We start from the raw sequence: 25535 nt of genomic DNA on the forward strand, positions 1-25535 counted from the left end.
ACCGCTCAGCCCCACAGGACTTTCCGTACGCTGGCCGGCCATTCCTTGACGTCGAGGCCGTGGTGATGGAAGAGCGCGAGCGCGATGCGCTCGAGGCCGAAGCCGACGCAAGCCGTGTGAGCCACGCTGCCATCTTCGAGGTTCAGGCCCCATTTCACACCGAAAGAGTCCTGATGGTAGTTGAAACTCATGCACGCGGTCGGGTTTGCCGACGAGGTGATCGGGATCAGCAGCTCGAACTTCAGGTTCTGGTCGCGCTGGTTGTTGACCATCATCTTGCCGGCGCGGCCGAAGAACGGGTCGTTGGCAACATCGATCGTCACATCGAGGCCGACCTGCTTCATCATTTCGACGCCGCGGTCCATCCAGCTCTGACGGAAATCGGTTACATGCTGCTCTGTGCCCATGCAGACATATTCGCGCATGCGGAAAAGCTGCTGGCGGGCCGGATCCTTCGAGGGTTCATGGCGGAAGCAGTAGGATTGGAGATCGAAGAGGCCGCCCTTGGCCGACAGGTTGCCGCGCTTGGCAACTGTCGGATAAAGCGGGTAGCAGGCGGCAGGCGTCAGAACGATATCGGTCGCCTTCTGATCCTTGGTCCAGTCCTCGCCGACTTCCATGCATTGCAGCAGGCTCATATGGTCGAGTTCGCTGCCGCAGAAGCTGTGCACCGTTCCGGCAAGCTGCGGGAAGCTCTTCATGTAGCCGCTCTTTTCGAAGAGCGCACGGTTCATGCCGGGCGGAAAGCGCATCGCTTCGGCGCCATCGGCGCCACCGAACCTGTCGATCAGCCGTTCGAAAGCGGCGATGACGTCTTCGAACTGGCCGCTGCGGCCATAAAGACCGTCAACGCCGGTATCGATCAGCAGGCCGGACTCGAAGAGCCGGTCCAGAAACGAAGTCTGCATATCCATGGCTTTACCCCAGTAGGCTAGTGTCCTGCTTATGGACAAGGAGCATGCTCGACGTATTGCCGAGGATGCGGTCGTTCGAGATCATGAGCTGCGCGGAATGCGCATCGCGCAGATGGCGTCCGAGGCTGAACGGTGTACCGTTCTTGTAGCCCATGATGCCGCAGATCAGCATGGCATGATTGACGATCTCCAGGATCGTCTCCGACGAGGCGATCTTGACGTTGTTCATCGCCACGGCAAAGCCCATCGAGGAAAGCTTGTCGCCGTCAGCCTTGGCGTCCTCATAGGCCTTGAGGCCGGCAACCACATTCGACTTCACCATCTGCAGGAGGTTGGAAACCTCAGCGAGGCGAAGTGCGCCGGGAGGGGTAGCATCGGGAGACTTGCGGGCAGCAGCGCGCACGAAAGCCTGCGCGCGGGAAACGGCGTCAACCGCGATACCATACCACACGCCGCTCCAGAGCAGATGCGAAGAGGCAAGCATCGACTGGGCAGCAATCTCAGCAAAGGGTTTGGGCAGGATCTGTTTAGCCGGTGCTTCACCCTTGAACAGGAAGCCGTCGGAGCAGGTACCGCGCATGCCGAGCGTGTTCCAGGCATGCGTCTTTTCGAGTGTGTACTGATCTTTCAAGAAGGCGGTCAGGACTTGATCGGAAGAAGCGGCCTGCGGATGGCTGCGCGAGGTAATCAGAATGGCATCGGCATGCGAGCCGTAGGAAATGACGGTCGCGTCCTTTTGCAGCCTGCAGACATCGCCGTCGATTTCGATCGCGCAGATGCTGTTGCGCAGGTTGCCGCCAATCCCCCCTTCGGTAGTGGCGGAAGCGATCAGAAGCTGTTCGGCGGCGATACGGCGCATGAAAGCGCTATGCCATTCGCTGTCGACGCCGTGTTCGACGAGGCTCGAAAGCTTGATATGGTGCATGGCGAAGACCATCGCGCTTGCCGCGCAGGCCTGGCCGAGCATCGAGCACAATTCGGCAATATCGGTCGTGGAAGCAGCCTCGCCGCCAAGATGGCGGGGGATCTGGATACCGAGCAGCCGCTCGGCCTTCATCGCGTTGACGGCTTCCTGCGGGAACCGGCCTTCGAAATCGACGGCATCCGCATGTCTTGCCGCAATTTCGGCGACGCGGGCAGCCCTTGCGACCAGGCTGTCTTCCGTGATCTTGACCGGGAAATTCATCAGGCGACCTTTCGGCTATCCTGGATGAGATCGACCGTCTTGACGATCGCCGAGATGCTCGCGAAGGACTTGCGGTTCAGGAGATTATCGGGAAACTCGATGTCGAAGGCTTCTTCGATGCCGAGCATGAGTTGCACGGAAGCAAAGGACGTCAGACCCGCGGCGTAGAGATCCGCATCGTCGGCAACCTGATCAACGGGCACAGGAAGCTTACCGAACTTGGCTACGAGGTCGCGGACTGTCTTGTTCATCCCATTCACTCCAGATTTTCATGATCCTGAGCCGGCATGCATCGCCTTTTCATGGGAGTGCTTTTAGTAGGGAAAACAGAACATTCCGCTAATATAATTAGTTAAATATGACTAAGACTCATACTTTGCATTTTACGGATCATGCTTAGCTGGGGCCTAATACTTCATTTCTATCAATAGTTTGATATAGCCCGAGAAATCGGGCAGCAAGTCGCTCGAGCCGTGTGAAGTGCAGAAATGGTACGCCAATAGCGCGTTTCGTGCGTCAATCTGCGGGCGGATAGGGATGCTCGTTGCCACGATAATCCGAAATCGAATAACAACCCTCGCCGGTCGCCTGCACGGCGCTTTCGCCGATCACGGCCTTGCCGTAGCCGCCGGGAATATCGAGAATATAGGTGGGCTGGCAAAGGCCGGAGATACGGCCGCGAAGCGAGGAGACGATCTTCTGCCCCTCCTCTATCGACAGCCGGAAATGACTGGTGCCGGGTGCAAGATCCGGATGGTGCAGATAATAGGGCTTCACCCGTGCCTCGACGAAGGCTCGCATCAGTTCCGCCAGAATATCGGGATCATCGTTGACGCCTTTCAGAAGCACCGACTGGCTGACCATGACGATGCCGGCATCCACCAGGCGGGCACAGGCGGCGCGCGCTTCCGCAGTCAGCTCGCGCGGATGGTTGGCGTGCAGCGCGACATATACTGTCTTGCCGCTCGCCTTCAGTGCGGCGATCAGCGCCCCATTGATCTTCTGCGGGTCGACAACCGGCACCCGCGTGTGGAAACGCACGATTTTTACATGCTGGATTGCCGCAAGCTCGCTTAGAATGTCGCCGAGACGACGTGGTGAAAGCACCAGCGGATCGCCACCGGTCAGGATCACCTCCCAGATCTCGCTGTGGCCGCGAATATAGTCGAAGGCGGCAGCCAACGCCGCCGGCTCGAGAGTGCCAAGCCCCTGCGGCCCTACCATCTCGCGACGGAAGCAGAAGCGGCAATAGACCGGGCAGACATGCACGGCTTTCAACAGCACGCGGTCCGGATAGCGATGCACGATGCCTTCCACCGGGCTATGCGCATGGTCGCCGATAGGATCGGCCCGTTCCTCCGGCGTGGTCACCAGTTCCGCCGCATCGGGCACAAACTGCCGGGCAATCGGGTCGGCCGGATCGGCATGATCGATCAACCTTGCCATGGCAGGCGTCAGCGCAATGGCATAGCGGGCAGCAACCTCATCGAGCGCCAGTCGCTCAGCGTCCTCGATCAGGCCTGATCTGACGAGATCGTCGACACTCTTGATCGGCCGCAAGACGTTCATCGGCCATACTCCGCAACAGGCGCCCAGAGCACCTGATCGATCCGCGACGCTCCCGTCGCCAGCATCACAAGCCGGTCGAAGCCGAGCGCGATGCCGCTCGCTTCCGGCATGATCGCCAGCGCAGCCAGAAAATCCTCGTCGAGCGGATAGGTCTCGCCGTAGACGCGCATCTTCTCGCTCATCTCGATCTCGAAACGCCGCCGCTGTTCTGCGGCATTGGTCAGTTCGCCAAAGCCGTTGGCAAGCTCGACGCCGCAAGCATAGAGCTCGAAGCGCTCCGCCACGCGCGGATCGCCTGCCGAAGGTCGCGCAAGAGCCGCTTCCGAAACAGGATATTCGTCGAGAATGGTGACGCGGCCGAAGCCGAGATGCGGCTCAACCTTTTCCACCAGTACCCGGCTGAAAAGATCGGCCCAATGATCATCATCGGCAACGCGCATGCCGATCCGCCGCATTTCGGCGGCAAGATGCGCGCGATCGGTCGAGCCGTCAGCAGATACAGAAGCCAGAAGATCGATGCCGGCATGGCGGGCGAACGCTTCTGCGACGCTGATACGCTCCGGCCCGGCGAAGGGATCGCACTCGGTCCCGCGATAGGCAAGCATTGCGGTCTTGACCGTCTCGGCAGCGAGCGCAAGCATGCGCACGCAATCCATCATCAGGCTCTCATAGCTTTCACCCGCCCGATACCATTCGAGCATAGTGAACTCAGGATGGTGCAGCGGCCCGCGCTCGCGGTTGCGGTAGACATGCGCAAAGCAGGCAATGCGTTCTTCACCGGCGGCAAGAAGCTTCTTGCAGGCAAATTCCGGCGATGTGTGTAGGTAAAAGGGCGCAGCCTGTCCGTCCGTCGTCAGCGCCTGCGTTGCAAAGGCATGCAGATGCGCCTCATTGCCGGGAGACACCTGCAGCGTCGCAGTATCGACCTCGATGAAGTCCTCACGAGCAAAATAACCCCGCAGCGCTGACTGGATCGCGTTGCGCCCGATAAGGAACGGACGGCGATCGGCATGCACTGATGGTGTCCACCAGGGAGACGCCTTGGCGCTCGTGAGGTTCATACAACGCTTCCTTGCCGGATTCGGCGGGGATGGGGTGGCTATTTCCGCGATTTTAGGTTAGTGCCGCCCCGAAGAAAAAACATTTTGCGTCTTCAGGACTATTCTGACTGTCCTCTACGACGCCGAAAGCCGACTTACAAGGAAGTCTTATGGTCAAGGTCATCGCCTCTTCGGTCCGCAAGGGCAACGTTCTCGATGTCGACGGCAAGCTCTACGTCGTTCTCACGGCTCAGAATTTCCACCCGGGCAAGGGCACGCCGGTCACCCAGGTCGACATGCGTCGCATCGTCGACGGCGTGAAGGTTTCCGAACGCTGGCGTACGACCGAACAGGTCGAGCGCGCCTTCGTGGAAGACGTCAACTTCCAGTACCTCTACGAAGATGGCGAAGGCTTCCACTTCATGAACCCGGCCACCTACGACCAGGTCGTCGTCAGCGCCGAAACCATGGGCGACCAGAAGGCTTACCTCCAGGAGGGCATGACCTGCATCCTGTCGATCCACGAAGGCAATCCGCTGGCGCTGGAACTGCCGCGTCACGTCACGCTTGAGATCGTCGAGACCGAACCGGTCGTCAAGGGCCAGACGGCCTCTTCTTCCTACAAGCCGGCCATGCTGTCGAACGGCATCCGCACCTCGGTTCCGCCGCATATCGATGCCGGCACCCGCGTCGTCATCGCGACGGAAGACAATTCCTACGTCGAGCGCGCCAAGGACTGATTGCATCAGTTTTCAGAGTTTAAAACGGCCTGAGGCAACCGCTTCGGGCCGTTTTCATTTTTGCCCGATGGCGAGACAGCAAATAGGCCAGCAACATGCCGGGCTATTTGCTCAGAGATGAGGATTACGCGGCCGGTACTTCTTCACCAGCTTCTGATTGATCTCAGCGGCACCCGGCATATTGGCGCTGAGATAGACGGGCGCGTCACCGGATTTCGAAAGCTGCGAAGCAACATCTGCGAAGATGGCGTTGATGACCGTCACCCCGACCGCCGTAGACACCGGACCGACACGAAGACCCGTACCTTCGAGATCGAGGACCGCGTCGCCTGGCGGCAGCCCGTTATCAAGCACCACGTCGGCCACATCGGCAAGCCGCCGGCGGCCATTGGCGATCGCCGTCGAATAGGCGATCGAGGTGATGGCTATCACCTTGGCACCGATCTCACGCGCATAGTCGGCCGCCTCGATCGGCGCGGCATTCACGCCCGAATTGGAGGCGATAATGATGACGTCGCCCGGCTGCATGCCGTAACGCTCCAGCATCGGCCGCACCAGGCCCTGCGTGCGCTCATAGACCGAGCTGATGACCGCCCCCTCATGCAGCATGGCCGAGCCGACGAGGACGGGCACCGTGAAGGCAAGCCCACCAGCCCGATAATGCACCTCTTCCGCCAGCATATGCGAATGGCCGGTGCCGAAGACATAGACGCGCTTGTCGCCACGGGCCGCCTCGAGGATTACAGCGGCAGCCTGCGCCATCGGCGCGGCAAGCGCCCGCTTCAGCTCCTCAAGCCGGCCGATGAGATTGGAGAAATAGGCGTCCGTAATATCAGTCATCGGCCACTCTCCTTCACGCCATTTCGCCGTTGAGCCAGGTTGCCGTCACTTCTATCGCATCGGTGAAATGCACGAGATCGGCGCGCGCGCCCGGCGAGAGCTGACCACGATCGGCAAGCTTCAGGAAACGCGCCGGATACAGCGTCGCCATCCTCAGTGCTTCGGCAAGCGTCAGCTCCAGATAGGTGACGCCGTAACGGATCGTCGAAGCCATATCGACATCCGAACCCGCCAGCGTGCCGTCCGACAGCACGAGTTTGGAGCAGAAACCGCCCCTTTCGCGCCGCACGGTACGGCCGTTCAGCGTGAACGTATCCATCTCGGAGCCGACCAGCGACATGGCATCGGTCACAAAGAAAAGCTTGCCTTCGCCGCGCTTGGCACGCAGTGCCGTTCGCAACGCCTTCGGATCGACGTGATGTCCATCGGCAATGATGCCGCACCAGACGGACGGATGATCGATTGCAGCACCAACAAGACCCGGCGCGCGGTGCGCCAGCTGGCTCATGGCGTTGAAAAGATGCGTGACACCACGTGCGCCCGCATCGAAACGCGCCTCGGCTGCCTCGCTCGTGCTGTCGGAATGGCCGATGCTGACGATGACCCCGGCTTCGCTGAGTTCGCGCACCTGAGAAACCGTCACCTGCTCCGCCGCCATGGTGACGAGCAGTGTGCCGATTTCCTCGCGCGCGGCGATGAACGATTTGACATCCCTGTCTTCGACCGGACGCATCAGCTCGGCGAGATGCGCACCCTTGCGCGCCGGCGCCAGATGCGGACCTTCGAGATGCAGGCCGGCAACGCCCCGGTTCGTCTTCACCGCAATCTTTGCCGCCGCGATCGCGGCAGCCGTCGCTTCTGCCGTATCGGTAATAAGCGTCGGCAGCAGCGCCGTCGTTCCATACGGCCGATGTCCGTCGGCAATCATGTACATCGAGTTCGGCGACGGCTCGTCGTTCAGCATGCGCCCGCCACCGCCATTGACTTGCGCATCGATGAAACCGGCAGACAATACGCCGCCTGCCAATGTCACGACATCGCCCTCGGGCAGATCATTCAGGCCGACGATCGCCTCGACGCGTCCGTCCTTGACGATCAGCGCCCGCTCGTCATGGAAGCGTTCGCCATCGAAGATACGAGCGCCGGTGAAGATCTTGTGGGGCATCAGACGGTCTCCGTCACCTTGAGCAGGTTTGCCGGCTTGTCAGGGTCGAAACCCTTGCGACGCGTGACGGACTCGATCAGACGGTAATAGACGAGCAGCGAAACCAGGGGATCAACGAGACCGTTGCCGGTCGTCGGAACCTGCAGATTAACGCCGGCAAGAGGCTTCGTCGAGAAGGGCACGGTGGTAGCGCCGAGCTTCTGCAGCCGATCGAGGGCCTTCACGTTGTTGTCGAAGGCCGCATCTTCAGGCACGAAGCCGACGATCGGGAAACCCGGCTGCACCAGGCGCATCGGCCCGTGCATCAGTTCCGCAAGAGAGAAGGCTTCGGCATGAAGGCCGGCAGTCTCCTTGGCCTTCAGCGCAGCTTCGAGAGCAATGGCGAAAGCCGTGCCGCGGCCGCCGGTATAGAGCGAGGCGGCGTTGAACAGAACGTCCTCGGCGGCAGCCGTATTGATGCCCGATGTCGCAGCGAGTGCGGCCGGCAGTTTTTCGAGGGCCGCCTGCAGATCGGCCTTGCTGCCGATCGCAGCCGTCACGCCGGTGAGGGCTGCGACAGATGCAATGAAGGACTTGGTCGCTGCAACGCTCTTTTCGGCGCCGGCATTGAGGCCGAGGACGATATCGGCCTGGTTCGCAAGGGGGCTGTCCGTGACGTTGACCACGGCAATCGTCGTTGCGCCGCCCTTCTTTGCCGCATCCTGCAGCGCCACGATGTCAGGACTCGCGCCCGACTGTGAGACGGTGAAATGGATGCCGCCCTTCAGATGCAGGGGCGCGTTATAGACAGAGGCGATAGAGGGACCGATCGAGGCGACCGGCACGCCGCAGGTGATCTCGAACAGATATTTGAAGAAGGTCGCGGCATGGTCGGAAGAACCGCGCGCCGCCGTCGTCACGACGCTTGGGCGAGCGGACGAGAACAGCCGGGCGATTTCGGCAAAGGCCGGCTTTTCCTTTTCGAGCAGGGTGGCTACCACCTCGGGCGACTGGCCCGCTTCCTGCAGCATCAGCGACTGGTTCTCACTCATAGGTCATCTCCAATTCTCAATTCGGCAACAAAATCATAGGCGTCACCACGATAGTGCGAGCGGGTGTATTCGACGACACGCTGGTCTTCCAGGCGTGAGACGCGTTCGATCAGAAGCGCCGGCGCACCGGCCTTCACGGCAAGAATAGCCGCCGATGAAGGATCGAGCGTGACGGCAGTCAGGCGCTGCATGGCGCGCACCGGCTTGTGGCCGCTCTGGGCAAGCGCATCATAGAGCGAGCCTTCGCCGCCGGCATCCTCGCCGAGAAATTTGACCGGCACGACAGCGCGTTCGATCGCAAGCGGCAGCCCGTCGGCCAGACGAAGGCGATCGAGCCGCAAAACCGGCTCATCCACACCGAGACCGAGCAGGAAGGATTCTTCCGGGGAGGGATTGTTGATGGTGCGCGACAGGATCTTCGCCGCCGGCGAGCGCCCGCGCGAGCGCATGTCCGCCGAGAAGGAGGAAAGCCGCCACAACGACTGCTCCATGCGCTCCACCCTGCTGGAAACGAAAGTGCCGCTGCCATGGCGCGATTCCAGCGCGCCCGATGTCATGAGGTCGCGATAGGCTGTCCGAACCGTCACCCGGCCAAGCTTCAGGGCTTCCGCCAGGTCGCGTTCACCGGGCAGCGCTGTTCCGGGTTTCAGCAGACCTTCCTGGATGAGACCGGTGAGCGCCTGTGCCAGCCGCTTGTAAAGCGGTCCAGTTGCCGCCTCGTCGCGCAGCCCACGGCCATTCAGTTCCGCTATCAGACTGGTTCTATCCATGGACACACAATAGAACCTATTTAGAACCAATCGGCAAGCAGATTCATTCCGCCGAAAAAGAAAAACCCTCGCGAGACACCGCGAGGGTTTCATTGATCTAGGCCGGAAGGCTGAGCTCAGCTCTTCGTGAAGATGTAGTCCGTTTCCTGCCGCAGCACCTCACCGGGACGCAGAACCGCGTTGGGAAAGCCCGCATGGTTGATGGCGTCAGGCCAGATCTGCGTCTCGAGGCAAAAGCCGGCGAAAGGACCATATTTGCGGCCGCCAAGACCAGGCACCGGCACACCGAGTTTGAAACCGGCATAGAACTGTACGCCCGGCTCGGTCGTGCGCACCTCCAGCGAGACGCCGGAGTGCAGGCTGCGGGCAAGCACGACCGAGCGCTTGGCCGTGCGCTCGCGCGAGAAGCAGAAATTATGGTCATAGAGCGCCTGCTCCTGACCGTCGAAACGCTTCATCGGCGCCATCACCCGGAAGTCGAACGCGGTGCCCTCGACGGAGCGGATCTCGCCGGTCGGTATCTGCTTCTCGTTGGTCGGCAGGTAGTGGTCGGCGGCGATCATGATGTCATGCGCCAGTGCATCGTCCCGGCCGTCGAGATTGAAATAGGAGTGCTGGCAGACATTGGCGATCGTCGGCTTATCCGTCACCGTCTCGTAGTTGACAGAAAGCTCGCCGTTGCCATGCACGCGATAGGTCGCCTGGATCGTGCAGTTGCCGGGATAACCGGCGCGGCCATCGGGATCGACGATCTTCAGCACGACACGGTCGCTCTCGTGCTCGACGATCGTCCAGACGAGCGTACCGATATTGTTGCTGCCGCCGTGAAGATGCGTGACGCCCTTCTCGTTCAGTTCGAGCTGGTAGTTCTTGCCGTCGAGCGAAAACTTTCCGTCGCCGATGCGGTTTGCACAGCGTCCCGGCGTCGCGCCGAAGAAGGGCGAATGAGCAAGATAGCCTTCGAAATCCTCGAAGCCGAGCACGAGCGGTGCGTCATGACCCTCCAGCCGCGCATCCTGGATGACCGCGCCCCAGCTCAATACCTTGACCGTCAGTCCGCCGCCGCGGATGACGACACGATGGACGGTCTCTCCGTCCTTCGTCTGTCCGAAAACTTCCCGTTCCAATTTGTCCGCCATGATCGACGCTCACTCCATCCCTAGGATTCAGGAACCGGAACCTGCCCCCATTCGCCGCAAACCGCAACCGGGCAGGGCCGGAAAACAAAACGCCGCCGCAGAAATGCGACGGCGTCATTTCTAAACCTGACTGGTGACGCTCAGATGTCCGAGCCGATCTCTTCGATATCGTAGGATGTCGTCTGGTAGATCTCGTTGATCCAGTTGCCGAAAAGCAGATGCGCATGGCTGCGCCAGCGGTTCTGCGGCGCGATCGCCGGGTCGTTATGCGGGAAATAGTTGTGCGGCATTTTGATCGGCACGCCGGCATTCACGTCGCGGAAATATTCGTCCGAAAGAGACGTGGAATCGTATTCGACGTGATTGAAGATATAAAGCCGCCGGCCCTTCGGCTCGTGCACGAGACAGACGCCCATCTCACTCGATTCCATCAGGATCTCGAGACCGTCAATCTTTTCGATGTCGGCCCGGCGCACCTCGGTCCAGCGAGACACCGGAACCTCGAAATTGTCGGAGAAACCGTTGAGATAAACGGAAGACGGCTTGAGATTGCGGTGGCGGTAAACGCCGAAGGCCTTTTCCTTCAGCTCATACTTCGGCACGCCGTGGAAATGATAGATCCCCGCCATCGCGCCCCAGCAGACATTCATGGTCGAGTGGACATTTGTCTGCGTCCAGTCGAAAATCTGCTGCATTTCCTTCCAATAGGTAACGTCCTCGTAAGGCAGCGTCTCGATTGGCGCGCCCGTGATGATGAAGCCGTCAAACTTGCGGTGCTTCACTTCCTCCCAGGTCTGGTAGAAGGCGAGCAGATGTTCTTCAGACGTATTCTTGGCCTTGTGGTTGCCGACGCGGATCAGCGAGAATTCCACCTGCAGCGGCGAAGCGCCCACGAGGCGCGCCATCTGCACTTCTGTCTTGATCTTGTTCGGCATGAGGTTGAGCAGCCCGATCTGCAGCGGGCGGATATCCTGACGGATCGCCACCGTTTCGGTCATCACCCTCACGCCCTCGTTGACGAGGGTTTCGAAGGCTGGCAGCGTATCGGGGATTTTGATGGGCATTGCGGTCAACTCGATCAAAATAAAAAACCGGCGGCGAAAGAATCGCTACCGGTCCGCACGCGGCCCTTTAGCGACTTATTTAACGTGGCTGCAAGCCGGCCGGCCAAATCACCACGAGACATCATAATTAACGCCAGTGCGCCCGCGAATCAACTGTCAATAAGAACAACTGTCCAATCCATCACGCTTTCTTTATGGGTGGTGGAATCTGTTGATGGACCAGTAACGCCCCCATGGTATTAATGGTGTGATGGGCGATTTTGGAAAAAATAATGAAAACTGACGTCAAAGGGGGGAAGGGCATCCAGAATCAGGACCGGGTGGGATACGATCTCAGCCTGACATATCGGCTTGGAGTGATGTTCTCCGCATTCTGGAATTCGCAGGTCCGCGGCAAGGTCGTCGCGCTTGCGATCCTGCTGGTGGTCATCATCCTGGCGACCGCCTATGGACAGGTGATCCTCAACGAATGGAACGCCCCTTTCTACGATTCCCTCGAGCGTCGTGATCTTGGCGAGTTTTTCCGCCAGCTCGAAGTCTTCGCGATGATCGCCGGTGCGCTGCTGCTGCTCAACGTGCTGCAGGCATGGCTGAACCAGATGACGGCCCTTTACATGCGCGAAGGTCTTTCGCGCGATCTCGTCGATCAGTGGCTGGAGCGCAAGCGTGCCCTCAAACTCTCCACCATCGGCATCCTCGGCGTTAATCCCGACCAGCGCCTGCACGAAGATTCTCGCAATCTCGCTGAAAGCACGACCAACCTCGCCCTTGGCCTCCTGCAGTCGACCATTCTGCTCGTCAGCTTCATCGGCGTGTTGTGGGAGCTTTCGAGCGGCTTCATCTTCCGGATCAGCGGCTACAACTTCACCATCCCCGGCTATATGGTCTGGGCGGCAATCTTTTATGCTGCATCGGCCTCGGTATTGAGCCAGGTCGTCGGCCGCAAGCTCGTCAAGCTCAATGCCGACCGGTTTTCCAAGGAAGCCGAGCTGCGCTTTGCGCTGATGCATGCCAACGAAAATATGCCGGCGATCACAGTAGCACGCGGCGAAGAGAACGAGCGCAAGCGGATCAACAGCGATATCAGCAACGTTCTCGCGGTCATCAAGCGGCTCGCCATGGCCAATACCAACCTGACCTGGGTTTCGGCAGGCTATGGCTGGCTGGTCATCGTCATTCCGATCATCGTCGCCGCGCCCGCTTATTTTTCCGGCGGCCTGACCTTCGGGCAGCTGATGATGTCGGTCGGCGCGTTCAACCAGGTCAATACCGCATTGCGCTGGTATGTCGCGAATTTCGGCCCGATCGCCGAATGGCGCGCGACATTGATGCGTGTCACCGACTTCCGCCAGGCGCTTCAGGAGATGGATGATGGCTTCGATTTGAAGGATTCCATCGTCTATGAGAAAACCGCACCTGATACGCTGACGCTGAAGGATATCGTCATCGTCGCCAAGCTTGGCGAGGAGATCGATGATTGCGGCGGCTTCCGCTTGCGTGAGACGGACGTGGTGATCAAGGCCGGGGAAAAGGTCATGATCAACGGCGATCACAGTGTGAACCGCCGCCTGCTCTTCCAAGCCATGGCAGGCCTCTGGCCTTGCGGCAAGGGCACGATCGGCCTGCCCCCGATTGACGACATTCTGTTCATCCCCCAGGTCGCCTATGTACCGGGCGGCACGCTGCGCGAGGCAATCGCTTTCCCGGGAAAACCCGAGGCCTTTGATAGGACGGCCATCGAAGCCGCGCTTGAGGCTGCGGGCTTGCATTCGCTTCTAGCCCGCCTTGATAGCCGCGCACGCTGGGACAAGCTTCTCGATGCCGATGAGCAGAAGGCAATCGCTTTTGCCCGCCTGCTGCTCGTGAAGCCGCGCTGGGTCGTTTTCGACGAAGTGCTCGAAGGCATGGAGCCCGAATGGCAGCACACGATGACCAGGCTGCTCACCACCATGCCGGAGACCAGCATGATCTATATCGGCCGTTCGGAAACCTATATGGAGGCACTGCACCCGCGCACGCTGCACCTGCAGGCATTGCCTTCCAAACCGGAGGAGCAATCACCGGCAACCGCGGCCGGATCGAGCGCCGCGGCAGCTCCTGCCCCGGCGCTCTAGCAAAATTCCTGCAAAATGTGCGGCGTTTGGTGTCCGGGAGCTCCGGACGAGCTCACATTGGCGGCGTCACACCATTCACGCCGACGGTGACCTGCGAAGCCGAGATGGCCCCGTCGGCTGCCTTTTCCGCCATGACGATGACACCGGCACCCGGCTTCAGATCAGCTTTCGTCGCTGGAGCAAAGGTGACGATCGGCGTGCCGTCGGCAATCGAGACGGTCTTTTCCTTGCCCTGATAAGTCAGCGTGATCGTATGTCCATTGACGGCCTTCACCGCATTGCTGACGGTCGCATTCGTCATCGAGCTATTCGGCTGCAGATCCCACGGACGGTTGCCTTCTCCGGTGCCTTTCATCGACGCGGGGAAGATCAGTACTTCGATGGCACCATCGGGACCGGTGCCTTTCGGCAGCGAGGCAACTCCGACGAAATCGCCGACCTTGATGTCGTCGACCGATGCATTTTTGATACCGGCGACTTTCCAGCCCGATTTGAGCGCAACCGTCGCATCGCTGCCTTCGCGCGTCTTGACGACAAGCGTATCGCCGTTGAGGCTCTCGATCGTGCCCCGCACGCGCAAGCGCTGGCTTTCCTGCGCACTCGCCGCCTGCGAAAGGCCAAGCACGAGGAAGCTGCTGGCTGCAAGCGCCATGATTATTCTGGTATAGGATTTGCGAGACATGTGACTCTTCCTTATCGCCATTGATCGGCACAATCCCCGGCTGCCGGAAAGCAGTGTATGCCGCGTGTCGCGACACGTGCGAATCAAGGAAAAGTGAGGGAGCGGACCCCGGCAAACCGGTCGTTGCCCGAGTCCGCAGAGACCGCCTCAGCCGGCCGCGGACATATCCATATACATGATTTCCCAGACATGGCCGTCGGGGTCTTGGAAGCTGCATCCATACATTGGCCCCATATCGAGGATCGGCTTCCAGGGCTTGCCGCCGGCCGCCAATGCCTTTTTCAAGTAGTCATCCACTTCGCCGCGACTGCCGGCCGAAAGGCAGGTTAGGACTTCCTTACCCTTCGACGTATCGGCGATATCGCCTTCGATGAACTGCTGGAAGTGGGCGTGGGTCAGCAGCATCACATAGATATTTTCCTCGACGATCATGCAGGCGGCATCGTCAGTGGTAAAATTCGGATTGTAGGAAAAGCCGAGCGCCGAAAAGAATTCCTTCGACTTGACGAGATCCTTGACCGGCAGGTTCACGAAAATCATGCGCATGAAAAATCTCCCTTTGGTGTAACGGCGCCATGCCGTTGATCACGTTCGGCTCAAGGACGGACGAAAACCACCCGATCCGACAAACGGAAGAATTTTTTCGGATCAGCCTTCCAGCTCCTCGCGCAACATTTCGAGTTCCAGCCATTCCTCTTCCATCTTGACCAGACTTTCGCGCAGCTTCTCCATCTCGCCAGCCAGCCGATTGAAGGCCGCCGGATCCTTGGTGAAGAGGTTCGGATCAGCCATCCTCTCCTCCCGCTTGCCAATCTCCGCTTCTGCCTTGGCCATTTCCTTCGGCAGGTTTTCGAGCGCGAATTTCTGCTTATAGGAGAGCTTGCCCTTCGAAGCCGAAGGAGCGGCAGCCGCAGCCTCCTGCGCCTTCGGCTTTTCCGCCGCTTTCTCGGCCCGCCTACGCTCCTCGGCCGCACCCTTGCGCTGTGCCAGCATGTCGGAATAACCGCCGGCATACTCGATCCAGCGCCCATCCGGTGTTTCCGGATTGGCAGGCGCAATCGTCGAGGTCACCGTGCGGTCGAGGAAATCGCGATCGTGGCTGACGAGGATGACGGTGCCGACAAAGCCCGTAACGATCTCCTGCAGCAGATCCAGCGTCTCTATGTCGAGGTCGTTGGTCGGTTCGTCGAGAATGAGCAGGTTTGCCGGTCGTGACAGGATGCGCGCCAGCATCAGCCGGGCGCGCTCGCCGCCGGAGAGGTTCTTGATCGGCGTACGCGCCTGCTCCGGCTGGAACAGGAATTCCTTCATATAGCCGGTCACATGCCGCTGCTCGCCATTGACCAGCAGATTCTCGCCGCGCCCGTCCGTCAGGTAATTGGCAAGCGTATCGTCAGGATTCAGATCCTCGCGCTTTTGGTCGAGGGTGGCGATTTCGAGATTGGTGCCGAGTTTCACCGTGCCGCTGTCAGGCGAAAGCTGTCCCGTCAGCATCTTCAGGAGCGTCGTCTTGCCGGCGCCGTTCGGCCCGACGAGACCGATGCAATCGCCACGATGCACGCGGATCGAAAATGGCGTGACGATCGGCCTGTCATCGTAACTCTTGGTGATCTTATCCGCTTCGATGACCAACTTGCCTGATTCCTGCGCGTCGGAAGCACTCGCCTGGACCGTTCCCTGCGGCCCTTTGTGACCGCGATATTGCGCGCGCATCGTCTGCAATTCGCCGAGGCGGCGCATATTGCGCTTGCGCCGCGCGGTTACGCCGTAGCGCAGCCAGTGCTCCTCACGTTCGATCGCCTTGCCGAGCTTGTGCTGTTCCAGCTCTTCCGCCTCCAGCACCTGATCGCGCCAGGCTTCGAAAAACGCAAAGCCCTTGTCGAGCCGCCGCGATGTACCGCGATCCAGCCAGACTGTCGCCGTCGAGACTTTTTCGAGGAAGCGACGGTCATGCGAAATCAGGACCAGCGCACTGCGCGTCTTCTGCAGCTCGCCTTCCAGCCATTCGATGGTCGGCAGGTCGAGGTGGTTGGTCGGCTCGTCAAGCAGCAGGATATCGGGCTCCGGCGCCAGCACGCGAGCGAGGGCCGCGCGGCGCGCCTCACCGCCGGAAAGGTTATTCGGGTCCTCTTCTCCGGTCAGTCCGAGATGCGATAGCAGGTAAGTAACGCGATAGGGATCGTCGCCCGGTCCAAGCCCAGCCTCGGCATAGGCCTGCACGGTCTGGAAACCGGCGAAATCCGGCGCCTGCTCCAGGTAGCGCACCGTCGACGCCGGATGGCGGAAAACGTCGCCCGACTGGGCATCGACGAGGCCGGCAGCGATCTTCAAAAGCGTCGATTTGCCCGAGCCGTTGCGGCCGACAAGGCAGATTTTGTCGCCGGCTTCCACCTGCAGGGCGGCGCCTGCCAAGAGCGGTGTGCCGCCGAAGCTTAGGAAGATGTCGTCAAGTTTCAGAATGGGGGGCGCCAAGTATCAGACTCCGGAAAGATCATAAGGCCGCGCGAGCACGATGGCCCTGCCGCTGGCGAGCGAAAAGCGCACAGGGCCCTCCGCCACGTTGGAAATGGTGCGCGACGAGCCGAAGGGCAAATGGAAGTCCGCGAGCGGATAGCGGGCATTCTCTATGAATAGCCCCTTCAATTCGCTGAAACCTGGCACGGAAAACAGGCTGCCTTGGGGAAGATCGATCTCCAGCGAGCCGGGAAGCAAAGGCACTGCCTCCTCGCTGCCCGACGTGAGCAGGACGTCAAAGCCTTCCTGGGCCAGTTCGACGCCGTATAGCAAATGTTGAAGCGCGTGGTCGGAGCGTTCGCCACCCAGGGCGCCGGCAAGGATCAGGCGTTTGGCGCCACGATCGATCGCCGCGGAAACGGCGATTTCACCGTCAGTCGCGGCCTTTGCGGCCGGATAGGGCTGGCGCGGCACGTCAGGAAATGCACCGTCGAGATCCGGCGGTGTGGAATCGAAATCGCCAACCCACAATTCCGGCACCACCCCCAACGCCGCTGCGTGGCGCATGCCGCCGTCAGCCGCGATGAAGCGGCTGTCCCGCACGGCGTCACGCAGACGATCCGTCAGGCTGAGTGCCCCGCCGAGCAGGATGGTGAAGGTGGATTGGCTCATGGGCATTGCCCATAGCGCAAACGGGGGGTGAAGGGGAAGAGGCGGCGCGAATCCGGCGCCTTCAGTTTAGAAGCGGTAGGTTACACCGGCGCCAATCAGCCAGGGATCGAGTTTTGCCTTGCCGCTGACATCGGCGCCGCCGACTGTCGCATCGAAATCCGGGCGCAGGAATATCTTCTTCACGTCCAGGTTCGCCCCCCAGTGTTCATCGAACATGTAGTCGAAGCCCGCCTGCAGCGCCACGCCGAACGTGTTCTTCACGTCGAGCCTGTCGGCGCTCTTGCCGGACTGGTTGTAGAAGACCGTATAGTTCACACCGGCACCGAGATAGGGCTGGAAGGCACCGAAATCGGTAAAATGATATTGAAGCGTCAGCGTTGGCGGCAAAAGCCACGCCTTGCCGATTTCTCCGAGGCCGGCAATCGAGCCTTCGCCTTGCACATTGGCATAGGTCGTGCCGAGAATGAGCTCCGCCGAAATATTGTCGGTGATGAAATAGGAGATATCCACTTCCGGAACCACTGTGTCCGAATAGGACAGACCGGATCCGGAAATGCCATCGACCGAACCATTGTCGCGCGTGATCACGCCGAGCGCACGCAGGCGTATCTGCCATGCGCTTTGTGCGGTCACCGATGACGAGCTAGCCGGAGGCGCCAGATCGGCGGAAAACGCCGCATGCCCGAAGGACGCGAAAACGATGGCGGCGAAAATACCCCGCAGCCGAAGCGGATAATGTTTCATGTGAATCTCTCCTGATCTCGTCGAACGGAGAGAGACTTAGGCTTGCCTCGGACGGGTCAGCTTGAGCGAGATCAAACGCCCGGACTATTTCTCAGCCCGGCGTATCCTTGTCGCGGGAAAGGAAGATCGTCTCGTAACCGCCGATGAATTTCTCGAACAGCCGCGAGAAGGTGTCGATTTCCTCCTGTGGCCAGTCCCGCACGACCTCGGAAACGAAGGCGAGCTTCTGAGCCTGGATTTCTGCCAACAAATTCTGCCCGACCGGGGTCATGACGACGACGATCCGTCGTGCATCCGCCTGTGAGGCCTCGCGGCGCAAGACGTTGCGGCCGACCATATCGGACACGACCCGGCTCGCCCGCGATGGATCGATGCGCAGCGTCTCGGCAATGGCACCAACAGTTGCTTCGCCGTTTGCCTGAGCCCGCCTCACGGCATCGAGCACATCGAGATGCGAGAGCTCCAGATCGGGCGCCACGCTCTGAATCGCCAGCCGGCCAATCAGCCGGCGGCCCGTCATCATGCGCATGCGTGTCATGGTGCGGCCGATGCGCGGCACGCTATCCATGGAAGGATCATCAAGCTCAGTCGTTCTTGTCTTGGTCAAGGTTTCATTCATGACGGAACCATAACAGACGGGAATCAAAATTAAAATATGCCAATGTCAATAACGTGCCATTGACAAATACATGACATTAGCACATAAAAAGCCGACCTAATGAAAATGGCATCCCATGGATATGCAACTCACCCCCGCACCGCTCGTAACGGATCCTCGTCGACGGCTCATCCTCTTCTTCTTCCTGATGACCGCCATGTTCATGGCCACGCTGGATAATCAGATCGTGTCGACCGCACTGCCGACCATCGTCGGCGAATTCGGTCACCTGGATCGCTTCGGCTGGGTCGGTTCGGCCTATCTGCTTTCACTGAGCGCCGTTATGCCTCTTTATGGCAAGCTCGGTGATCTCTTCGGCCGCAAATATGTGATGATGACGGCAATCGCGATCTTCACGATCGGGTCGACGGTCTGCGGTCTCGCTGTATCCATGAACACGTTGATCGCTGCGCGCGTGCTGCAAGGTTTCGGCGGCGGCGGCATCATGGTTTCGATCTTCGCCGTCAATGCCGACCTCTTCGAGCCACGCGAACGCGCCCGTTATCAAAGCTATTCCAGCCTTGTACTGATGGCTTCAGGCGCGATCGGCCCGGTCCTCGGAGGCACGATGAGCGATCTCTTCGGTTGGCGCTCGATTTTCCTCGTCAATGTGCCGATCGGCTTCATCGTGCTTACCGGCCTCGCCTTCATGCTGCCCTACCGCAAGCCGCATCGCCGACCGAAGATCGACTATGCCGGCGCGCTCCTGCTGGCGCTGACGACAACCAGCATCGTACTTGCGACCGACAGCAGCGAGCTTTTCGGTGCGCTGATCTCGCCGCAGAGCATTGGTATCGTCACCTTCGGCGTGATCTGCGCCATCACCTGGGTTTTCGTCGAGCGCCGCGCGCCGGAGCCGATCGTGCCGCTGCCGCTTTTCCGCAATTCCACGTTCAGTCTGCTGCTGGTGATCTCGATAATGGGTGGTGGCATTGCCATCGGCATGGTCAATTACCTCGCCCTTTTCCTGCAGACGACGACGGGTCTATCACCCTCGGGCGCTGGTCTGCTTTTCATCCTGCTGACGGGCGGTCTCGTCGTCGGCTCTTTGAATGCCGGCCGCATCATTTCGAAGACCGGCCGCTACAAGCCTTTTGCGATCGCCAGCATGACCTGCAGCGCCATCGCCTTTGCGCTGATCTCTCAGGTTCATGCCGGTACGCCGATTGTCTTCATCGGCGCGATCATGCTGCTGCACGGCATTGGCATCGGTCTTGCCCAGCAGGTTCCAGTCATCGGCGTTCAGAACGCCGCACCGGCCCGCGATGTGGGTGCTGCGACCGGCTCGGTGACGCTGTCGCGCATGGGCGGCGCATCGATTGCCATCTCCATCTACGGTGCGATCATTGCATCGCAGCTCGGCAGACTCGGCTCCTCCATACCGGGTGTAGCCAATATCGAGGAACTGACACCGAAAATGATGGCAGCGCTTCCCGACGCCAGCCGACAGGCCGTGGCTGACGCCTATGCCTCCGCCTTCTCGCCGCTGTTCATGACCTCGTGCGGCATTGCTTTGATCGGTCTGGTCGCCGCCATCATGCTGAAGCCTGTACAGTTGCCCCGCGCCGGAGAACAGAAGGCCAGCCCGGCCAGCGCCACCGCCGAAGCTGCGGAATAAGCAGGAGGCGCACGACCACCCGTGGGTCTGCTCAACTCAGTCAAACCAGAGCAACCATTAATTGCATTCTTCGCGCAGGCGTTATAGTTGCCCGTATCGGTCGCCGTACTGACCGATTTTTTCCGCAGTGCGGCCGGAATCTGCACTTGCGATGGAACTTTCGCCATAATTTCATCGGAGCCAGAAGTGCCTCGACAAGCGAGGCATTGCCGAAATGCAACGGCGCCACATTTAGATAGAGTCTCGCTATGCAACCCATGCGGAAATCGGCTACAGCAAAGACTTGGATGGGCCGATTGTGCAGTGCGAGAACCGAGGCGGAAGCCTATTGAATTTTCCTGGCAACGGCCGGCCCGAAGACGCGGCAGACCGGCGACTTAAGATGGTGCGGAGAGACAGACTGGACAGCATGACGACGTGGAAATCGCCCGCGCTTTCCAGTGATGCCATTTTTGCGCCGCTCCGTTGGGGGCGCCGTCTTCTGTTGCTGTCGGCCTGTGCAGTCGCACTGAACAGCTGCGAATCGCTGATCGAACAATCCTATCAGCCGACCGTCGGTCCTTCGTCCAATCCGCAAATCGTCGATGAAGTGCAGAAGAATGACCCGCGGGCCGCCATGGGCGCCCGCGAGCATCCGCGCATCGTTGCGAGCTATGGCGGCGAATACAAGGATGCCAAGACCGAACGTCTTGTTGCCCGCATCGCCGGCGCATTGACGGCGGTGTCGGAAAATCCGAGCCAGTCCTACCGTATCACCATCCTGAATTCACCCGCCATCAACGCCTTCGCGCTGCCAGGCGGTTATCTCTACGTCACCCGCGGCCTGCTGGCGCTCGCCAACGACGCCTCGGAAGTCGCGGCCGTGCTGTCGCACGAAATGGGCCACGTCACTGCAAACCACGGCATCGAACGGCAAAAGCGCGAAGAGGCGGAAGTCATCGCCAGCCGCGTCGTCGCCGAAGTGCTGTCGAGTGATATAGCCGGCAAACAGGCGCTTGCCCGCGGCAAGCTGCGTCTCGCCGCATTCTCCCGTCAGCAGGAACTGCAGGCAGACGTTATCGGCGTACGCATGCTCGGCGAAGCCGGCTATGATCCTTATGCCGCAGCCCGATTCCTTGATTCCATGGCTGCCTATAGCCGCTTCATGTCGGTCGATCCCGAGGCCGACCAGAGCCTGGACTTCCTGTCGAGCCATCCGAACTCCGCCCAACGCATCGAGCTTGCCCGCAGCCATGCCCGCGCCTTCGGCCAGGAGGGCTCGGTCGGCGACAAGGGCCGTAACTACTATCTCGATGGCATTGATGGCCTTCTCTATGGCGACAGCCCGGAAGAGGGATATGTGCGCGGCCAGACATTCCTGCACGGCGGCCTCGGCATCCGCTTTGACGTGCCACCCGACTTCAGCATCGACAACAAGGTCGAGGCCGTCATGGCAACCGGCCCGAACGATATCGCCATCCGCTTTGACGGCGTGGCGGACAACCAGAACCAGAGCCTGACGAATTACATTTCCAGCGGCTGGGTTACCGGCCTCGATCCTTCGACCATCCAGCCGATCAACGTCAATGGCATGGAGGCTGCGACCGCGCGCGCCACTGCCGACCGCTGGGACTTCGACGTCACTGTCATCAGAAACAACAACCAGATCTTCCGCTTTCTGACGGCAGTGCCGAAGGGAAACCCTTCACTGGAGCCGACGGCAAACGTTCTGCGCACGAGCTTCCGCCGTATGACGCCGGATGAGGCAGCTTCGCTGAAACCCCTGCGCGTGCGGGTGGTCACGGTCCGCCCCGGCGACAATATTACCACGCTCGCCTCCCGCATGATGGGCACCGATCGCAAGCTCGATCTCTTTAAGCTGATCAACGCCCTGCCGACGGGCGCTGCCGTTTCTCCTGGCGACCGCGTGAAGATCATCTCCGAATAAAAAAGGCCCGGCTTATGCCGGGCCAGTCTGTGCTGCTGGGGAGTAATTCCTGATCAGGCATAGGCTGCCATGTGCGGATCGGCGCTGACGAGTGCCGTACGAAGCTTTTCCATCGCCCGGCTTTCGATCTGGCGCACGCGCTCCTTGGAAATGCCAAGGTCAGCGCCGAGTTCTTCGAGTGTCGCCCCGTCTTCGGCCAGCCGGCGCGCGCTGATGATCTTCATTTCACGCTCGTTGAGATGCTTGAGGGCAGATGCAAGCCAGATCCGGCGACGTTCGCCATCGATCATGTTGGAAACCTGCTCATCCGGCAGCGGTTCATCGCTGACGAGGAAATCCATCTTCTCGGCACTGTCGGCATCACCCGAAACGGAAGGCGCCTGCAGCGAGGCGTCGTTGCCGGAAAGGCGCGCATCCATGGTCTGCACGTCGGCAAGACTGACACCGAGAGCAGCGGCAATTTCCTGATGAATGGATTGCAGCGTCAACTGCGTGTCGCCCTTGGCAAGCTTGGCGCGCAGACGGCGCAGATTGAAGAACAACGCCTTCTGAGCCGAACTCGTGCCACCGCGCACGATCGACCAGTTGCGCAGGATATAGTCCTGGATCGAGGCGCGGATCCACCAGCTTGCATAGGTGGAAAAGCGAACATCGCGTGCCGGTTCGAAACGAGCTGCTGCCTCAAGAAGCCCGACATAACCTTCCTGTACGAGGTCGCTCATCGGCAGGCCGAAATTGCGGAACTTGCCTGCCATGGAAATGACGAGGCGCATATGCGCCATGGCAATCTGGTTGCGAGCGCCACGGTCCTCGTGATCCTTCCAGCGGATCGCCAGATTGTGCTCTTCTTCACGGGCAAGATAGGGAGCCGCCATTGCTATTTTGATCATGCGCCGATCTGCAGACATGTTCTTCATAATCGCTCTCCTAAATGGGCCACGTGCCTAAAAATGAACAAGCAAACACCGTTTCCGGAACATCACTGAACCAGAGCAAAACAGGGTCTTGAATGCATAAAGGCCTCCTCCTGGACTTTTCAGGAGGAGGCCCTATCTCTCTTCATGTGCCGGCAAGACGGCAGGGTTGGATCTGTTTCTTGAGGTTGCCGCAAAGGCAAATTCTGGAAATCATGATCCGCTCCTCATCGAACGCTGACAGCTCCAGCGGCTTCAGACCGAGCTTCATGAGCTCTGGTGAGTCCGCATTACTGTGTATGAACGTCGCAACGGCAAAAAAGTTCCAATAAAAAACCCGGCTCCAAGGCCGGGTTTTTTTGTCAGCAAAAACAAAGCTCTATCAAGCGGCTTCGTCCTGCGAGTCGTCTTCCTCGATTACCTTGCCACGCTTCGGACCCTTGTTAAGGTTGGTCTCGACGAGGCGAACAGCTTCGGTTTCAGACATCTTGTTGACGGCAGCGATTTCGCGAGCCATGCGGTCGAGAGCTGCTTCATAAAGCTGGCGCTCGGAATAGGACTGCTCCGGCTGGTTCTCAGCACGGTAGAGGTCACGAACGACTTCTGCGATGGAAATCAGGTCGCCGGAATTGATCTTGGCATCATATTCCTGGGCGCGGCGGGACCACATGGTGCGCTTGACGCGAGCCTTGCCCTGCACGACCTTGAGAGCGCGCTCGACGAAATCGGTCTCGGAAAGCTTGCGCATGCCGATGCTCATGGCTTTCGCGACCGGAACCTTCAGACGCATCTTGTCCTTTTCGAAATCGATGACGAAAAGTTCAAGCTTCATGCCGGCGACTTCTTGCTCTTCGATAGCCGTGATGGTACCGACGCCGTGTGCGGGGTACACGATCGATTCACCAGTCTTGAAGCCGTGACGTGCGGTAGAAGGTTTTTTCTGCTGGGTGGTCATTCTAATCAAAAACTCCCTGTTACGCTTCCGGCGGCGGCCGGAGCCGGGTCAGTCAGGCCCGGATGAGACGGTTAAATCCGTCGGGTGACTTCACTCTGGTTCCACCAGACAGAAGCAAAAGGTCTCCTTGCGCGCGATCTTGGGATCCGACAGCTCAAGTTATTGATATGTCACGGAAACCGCGTGCGGATTTGTTTTACTTTCGTGATGGCTTTGGGCATGCGTCATGCCACAAATGGAACAGTGTGGTGAACGTATCACAAAAATATGAGGAAATCAATAATTTGCTTAACGTGAGTCATGTCGGCAACACATAGCCTCCATGTGACTCACGCGTAATCTGAAACGTTTAACCTGCCGCTGAACCCGGTTTCAACAGCATTGCACGCCGCGATTTTCAGTCGCCGCTGCCAGGCTTTTCCGAGAAGTATTTCTCGAATTTTCCGGCCTCGCCGTCCAGTTCCTTGGCCTCGGCCATCGGCTCTTTCTTGACCGTGATGTTCGGCCAGATGCTCGCATATTCGGCGTTGATCTTCAGCCATTTGTCGAGACCCGGCTCGGTATCGGGCTTGATGGCCTCAGCGGGACATTCCGGCTCGCAAACGCCACAGTCGATACACTCGTCGGGATGAATGACGAGGAAATTCTCGCCCTCGTAGAAACAGTCGACAGGGCAGACTTCAACACAATCGGTGTATTTGCAGCGGATGCAATTGTCGGTCACGACATAGGTCATGAAGAACTCCAGGATTTTCCATGCGGGCGGGGCCGGGCAACCTGGAACGTCGCGCCTGTCCCCTAAGCCGGAGATAAAGCGTGTACAGGCTTGGGAGGCAAGCACGCTACCCGGCAGGTTGTGTGTGACGTATCGACTTTACGGCAGGATTTCAAGGACAAACGATCTTCGAAAAGCCCACGGCAGGAAGAGTTTTCTAATCCTCATCCGACATAAGCCTGTCAATTGCGCGCCGTTCCTTTTTCGTCGGTCTTCCGGAGCCGGTGGCCCGAATGGCCTGCTCATAGGGAGTGAGGCGTTTTGCCTCATCCGGAGGTGGCGACAGATCCTCATAGAGCAGCTTCGCCTCCTCATAAGGTCCGCGCCGGTCGCCCGGCAGGCGAACGACGAGAACAACGTCCCTTCGCTCCAGCGTCAGCTCCACCCGATCGCCCACCTTGACCGTTTGGCTCGGCTGCCCACAGCGCGTACCGTTGATGCTGACGTGCCCGGACTGGATGTGGCTCTGCGCCAGCGAGCGCGATTTCACCATGCGCGCGAAGAACAGCCATTTGTCGATGCGCTGGCGCGAACCGCTTCCTGGCTGTGTCTCTGCGCCCATGA

Annotated in this window: 25 protein-coding genes and 1 riboswitch; of the genes, 4 read left to right on the forward strand and 21 right to left on the reverse strand. The window is 59.7% G+C overall.

Going from position 1 to position 25535, the window contains the following annotated elements:
* Positions 1-5 precede the first annotated feature (5 nt).
* From FHT93_RS22985 to epmA, 5 genes are all read right to left on the reverse strand, one after another.
* On the reverse strand, positions 6-914 hold the full coding sequence (locus tag FHT93_RS22985) for an amino acid--[acyl-carrier-protein] ligase (protein WP_183849609.1): 909 nt from the start codon (positions 912-914) through the stop codon (positions 6-8).
* Between the two features lie 4 nt (positions 915-918).
* Positions 919-2100: an acyl-CoA dehydrogenase family protein gene (locus tag FHT93_RS22990; protein WP_113144940.1), complete on the reverse strand. Its 1182-nt coding sequence runs from the start codon at positions 2098-2100 to the stop codon at positions 919-921.
* Complete coding sequence (locus tag FHT93_RS22995; protein ID WP_112544818.1) at positions 2100-2351, reverse strand: acyl carrier protein; 252 nt, start codon at positions 2349-2351, stop codon at positions 2100-2102. Before FHT93_RS22995 ends, FHT93_RS22990 begins: the two co-directional genes overlap by 1 nt.
* A 265-nt stretch (positions 2352-2616) precedes the next feature.
* Positions 2617-3669: a lysine-2,3-aminomutase-like protein gene (locus FHT93_RS23000; RefSeq protein ID WP_183849611.1), complete on the reverse strand. Its 1053-nt coding sequence runs from the start codon at positions 3667-3669 to the stop codon at positions 2617-2619.
* A complete protein-coding gene (epmA, locus tag FHT93_RS23005; protein WP_183849613.1) occupies positions 3666-4730 on the reverse strand; it encodes an EF-P lysine aminoacylase EpmA in 1065 nt (354 codons plus the stop codon). The genes FHT93_RS23000 and epmA overlap by 4 nt, the downstream gene beginning before the upstream one ends.
* Before the next feature lie 149 nt (positions 4731-4879).
* On the opposite strand from epmA, the gene efp reads away from it, so the two are divergent.
* Positions 4880-5449 (forward strand): elongation factor P, encoded by a 570-nt coding sequence (gene efp, locus FHT93_RS23010; protein ID WP_112544821.1) that lies wholly within the window; start codon positions 4880-4882, stop codon positions 5447-5449.
* Between the two features lie 111 nt (positions 5450-5560).
* On the opposite strand, the gene FHT93_RS23015 is transcribed toward efp, so the two are convergent.
* The 6 genes from FHT93_RS23015 to metA form a co-directional block, all read right to left on the reverse strand.
* The gene (locus FHT93_RS23015) at positions 5561-6289 is read right to left on the reverse strand and encodes an SIS domain-containing protein (RefSeq protein WP_113204305.1); all 729 of its coding nucleotides are present in this window, start codon (positions 6287-6289) and stop codon (positions 5561-5563) included.
* 13 nt (positions 6290-6302) lie between these two features.
* Positions 6303-7454 carry an N-acetylglucosamine-6-phosphate deacetylase gene (nagA, locus tag FHT93_RS23020; RefSeq protein WP_112544823.1) on the reverse strand — a complete coding sequence of 384 codons (1152 nt, stop codon included), beginning with the start codon at positions 7452-7454 and terminating at the stop codon, positions 6303-6305.
* Positions 7454-8485: an SIS domain-containing protein gene (locus FHT93_RS23025; protein ID WP_112544824.1), complete on the reverse strand. Its 1032-nt coding sequence runs from the start codon at positions 8483-8485 to the stop codon at positions 7454-7456. Before FHT93_RS23025 ends, nagA begins: the two co-directional genes overlap by 1 nt.
* The gene (locus FHT93_RS23030; protein WP_112544825.1) at positions 8482-9255 is read right to left on the reverse strand and encodes a GntR family transcriptional regulator; all 774 of its coding nucleotides are present in this window, start codon (positions 9253-9255) and stop codon (positions 8482-8484) included. The genes FHT93_RS23025 and FHT93_RS23030 overlap by 4 nt, the downstream gene beginning before the upstream one ends.
* Before the next feature lie 116 nt (positions 9256-9371).
* Positions 9372-10394 (reverse strand): aldose epimerase family protein, encoded by a 1023-nt coding sequence (locus FHT93_RS23035; RefSeq protein WP_112544826.1) that lies wholly within the window; start codon positions 10392-10394, stop codon positions 9372-9374.
* 140 nt (positions 10395-10534) lie between these two features.
* Positions 10535-11458, reverse strand: coding sequence for a homoserine O-succinyltransferase (metA, locus tag FHT93_RS23040; RefSeq protein ID WP_112544827.1), 924 nt, complete (start codon positions 11456-11458; stop codon positions 10535-10537).
* Positions 11459-11505: 47 nt separating this feature from the next.
* Positions 11506-11583: riboswitch (SAM riboswitch) on the reverse strand.
* 147 nt (positions 11584-11730) lie between these two features.
* On the opposite strand from metA, the gene FHT93_RS23045 reads away from it, so the two are divergent.
* Complete coding sequence (locus tag FHT93_RS23045; RefSeq protein ID WP_183849615.1) at positions 11731-13572, forward strand: ABC transporter ATP-binding protein/permease; 1842 nt, start codon at positions 11731-11733, stop codon at positions 13570-13572.
* Between the two features lie 52 nt (positions 13573-13624).
* Here FHT93_RS23045 and FHT93_RS23050 read toward each other — a convergent pair whose 3' ends face one another.
* The 6 genes from FHT93_RS23050 to FHT93_RS23075 form a co-directional block, all read right to left on the reverse strand.
* Positions 13625-14254: a hypothetical protein gene (locus FHT93_RS23050; protein ID WP_112544829.1), complete on the reverse strand. Its 630-nt coding sequence runs from the start codon at positions 14252-14254 to the stop codon at positions 13625-13627.
* Positions 14255-14401: 147 nt separating this feature from the next.
* On the reverse strand, positions 14402-14800 hold the full coding sequence (locus FHT93_RS23055; RefSeq protein ID WP_112544830.1) for a VOC family protein: 399 nt from the start codon (positions 14798-14800) through the stop codon (positions 14402-14404).
* Positions 14801-14902: 102 nt separating this feature from the next.
* Positions 14903-16726, reverse strand: coding sequence for an ABC-F family ATP-binding cassette domain-containing protein (locus FHT93_RS23060; RefSeq protein ID WP_183849617.1), 1824 nt, complete (start codon positions 16724-16726; stop codon positions 14903-14905).
* A 3-nt stretch (positions 16727-16729) separates the two neighbouring features.
* On the reverse strand, positions 16730-17386 hold the full coding sequence (locus FHT93_RS23065) for a thiamine diphosphokinase (RefSeq protein ID WP_246715627.1): 657 nt from the start codon (positions 17384-17386) through the stop codon (positions 16730-16732).
* A gap of 60 nt (positions 17387-17446) precedes the next feature.
* Positions 17447-18124, reverse strand: coding sequence for an OmpW family protein (locus FHT93_RS23070; RefSeq protein ID WP_113013355.1), 678 nt, complete (start codon positions 18122-18124; stop codon positions 17447-17449).
* A 91-nt stretch (positions 18125-18215) separates the two neighbouring features.
* Positions 18216-18743, reverse strand: coding sequence for a MarR family winged helix-turn-helix transcriptional regulator (locus FHT93_RS23075; RefSeq protein WP_113013356.1), 528 nt, complete (start codon positions 18741-18743; stop codon positions 18216-18218).
* 115 nt (positions 18744-18858) lie between these two features.
* Here FHT93_RS23075 and FHT93_RS23080 point away from each other — a divergent pair, with 115 nt between their 5' ends.
* Together FHT93_RS23080 and FHT93_RS23085 are read left to right on the forward strand one after the other, a co-directional pair.
* Positions 18859-20400, forward strand: coding sequence for an MDR family MFS transporter (locus tag FHT93_RS23080; RefSeq protein WP_112544835.1), 1542 nt, complete (start codon positions 18859-18861; stop codon positions 20398-20400).
* 382 nt (positions 20401-20782) lie between these two features.
* On the forward strand, positions 20783-22327 hold the full coding sequence (locus FHT93_RS23085) for a M48 family metalloprotease (RefSeq protein ID WP_112970927.1): 1545 nt from the start codon (positions 20783-20785) through the stop codon (positions 22325-22327).
* 53 nt (positions 22328-22380) lie between these two features.
* On the opposite strand, the gene FHT93_RS23090 is transcribed toward FHT93_RS23085, so the two are convergent.
* The 4 genes from FHT93_RS23090 to FHT93_RS23105 all read right to left on the reverse strand — a co-directional run bounded on the left by FHT93_RS23090 (position 22381) and on the right by FHT93_RS23105 (position 25533).
* The gene (locus tag FHT93_RS23090) at positions 22381-23244 is read right to left on the reverse strand and encodes an RNA polymerase factor sigma-32 (RefSeq protein WP_029868975.1); all 864 of its coding nucleotides are present in this window, start codon (positions 23242-23244) and stop codon (positions 22381-22383) included.
* A gap of 379 nt (positions 23245-23623) precedes the next feature.
* Positions 23624-24196: a CarD family transcriptional regulator gene (locus FHT93_RS23095; RefSeq protein WP_007825443.1), complete on the reverse strand. Its 573-nt coding sequence runs from the start codon at positions 24194-24196 to the stop codon at positions 23624-23626.
* 397 nt (positions 24197-24593) lie between these two features.
* Complete coding sequence (fdxA, locus tag FHT93_RS23100) at positions 24594-24932, reverse strand: ferredoxin FdxA (protein WP_029868974.1); 339 nt, start codon at positions 24930-24932, stop codon at positions 24594-24596.
* Between the two features lie 196 nt (positions 24933-25128).
* Entirely contained in the window at positions 25129-25533 is a 405-nt protein-coding gene (locus FHT93_RS23105; RefSeq protein WP_029868973.1) for an RNA-binding S4 domain-containing protein, read from the reverse strand.
* Positions 25534-25535: the final 2 nt, after the last annotated feature.

Origin of the sequence: Rhizobium sp. BK379 (assembly GCF_014193955.1) — a bacterium.
Classification (GTDB): domain Bacteria; phylum Pseudomonadota; class Alphaproteobacteria; order Rhizobiales; family Rhizobiaceae; genus Rhizobium.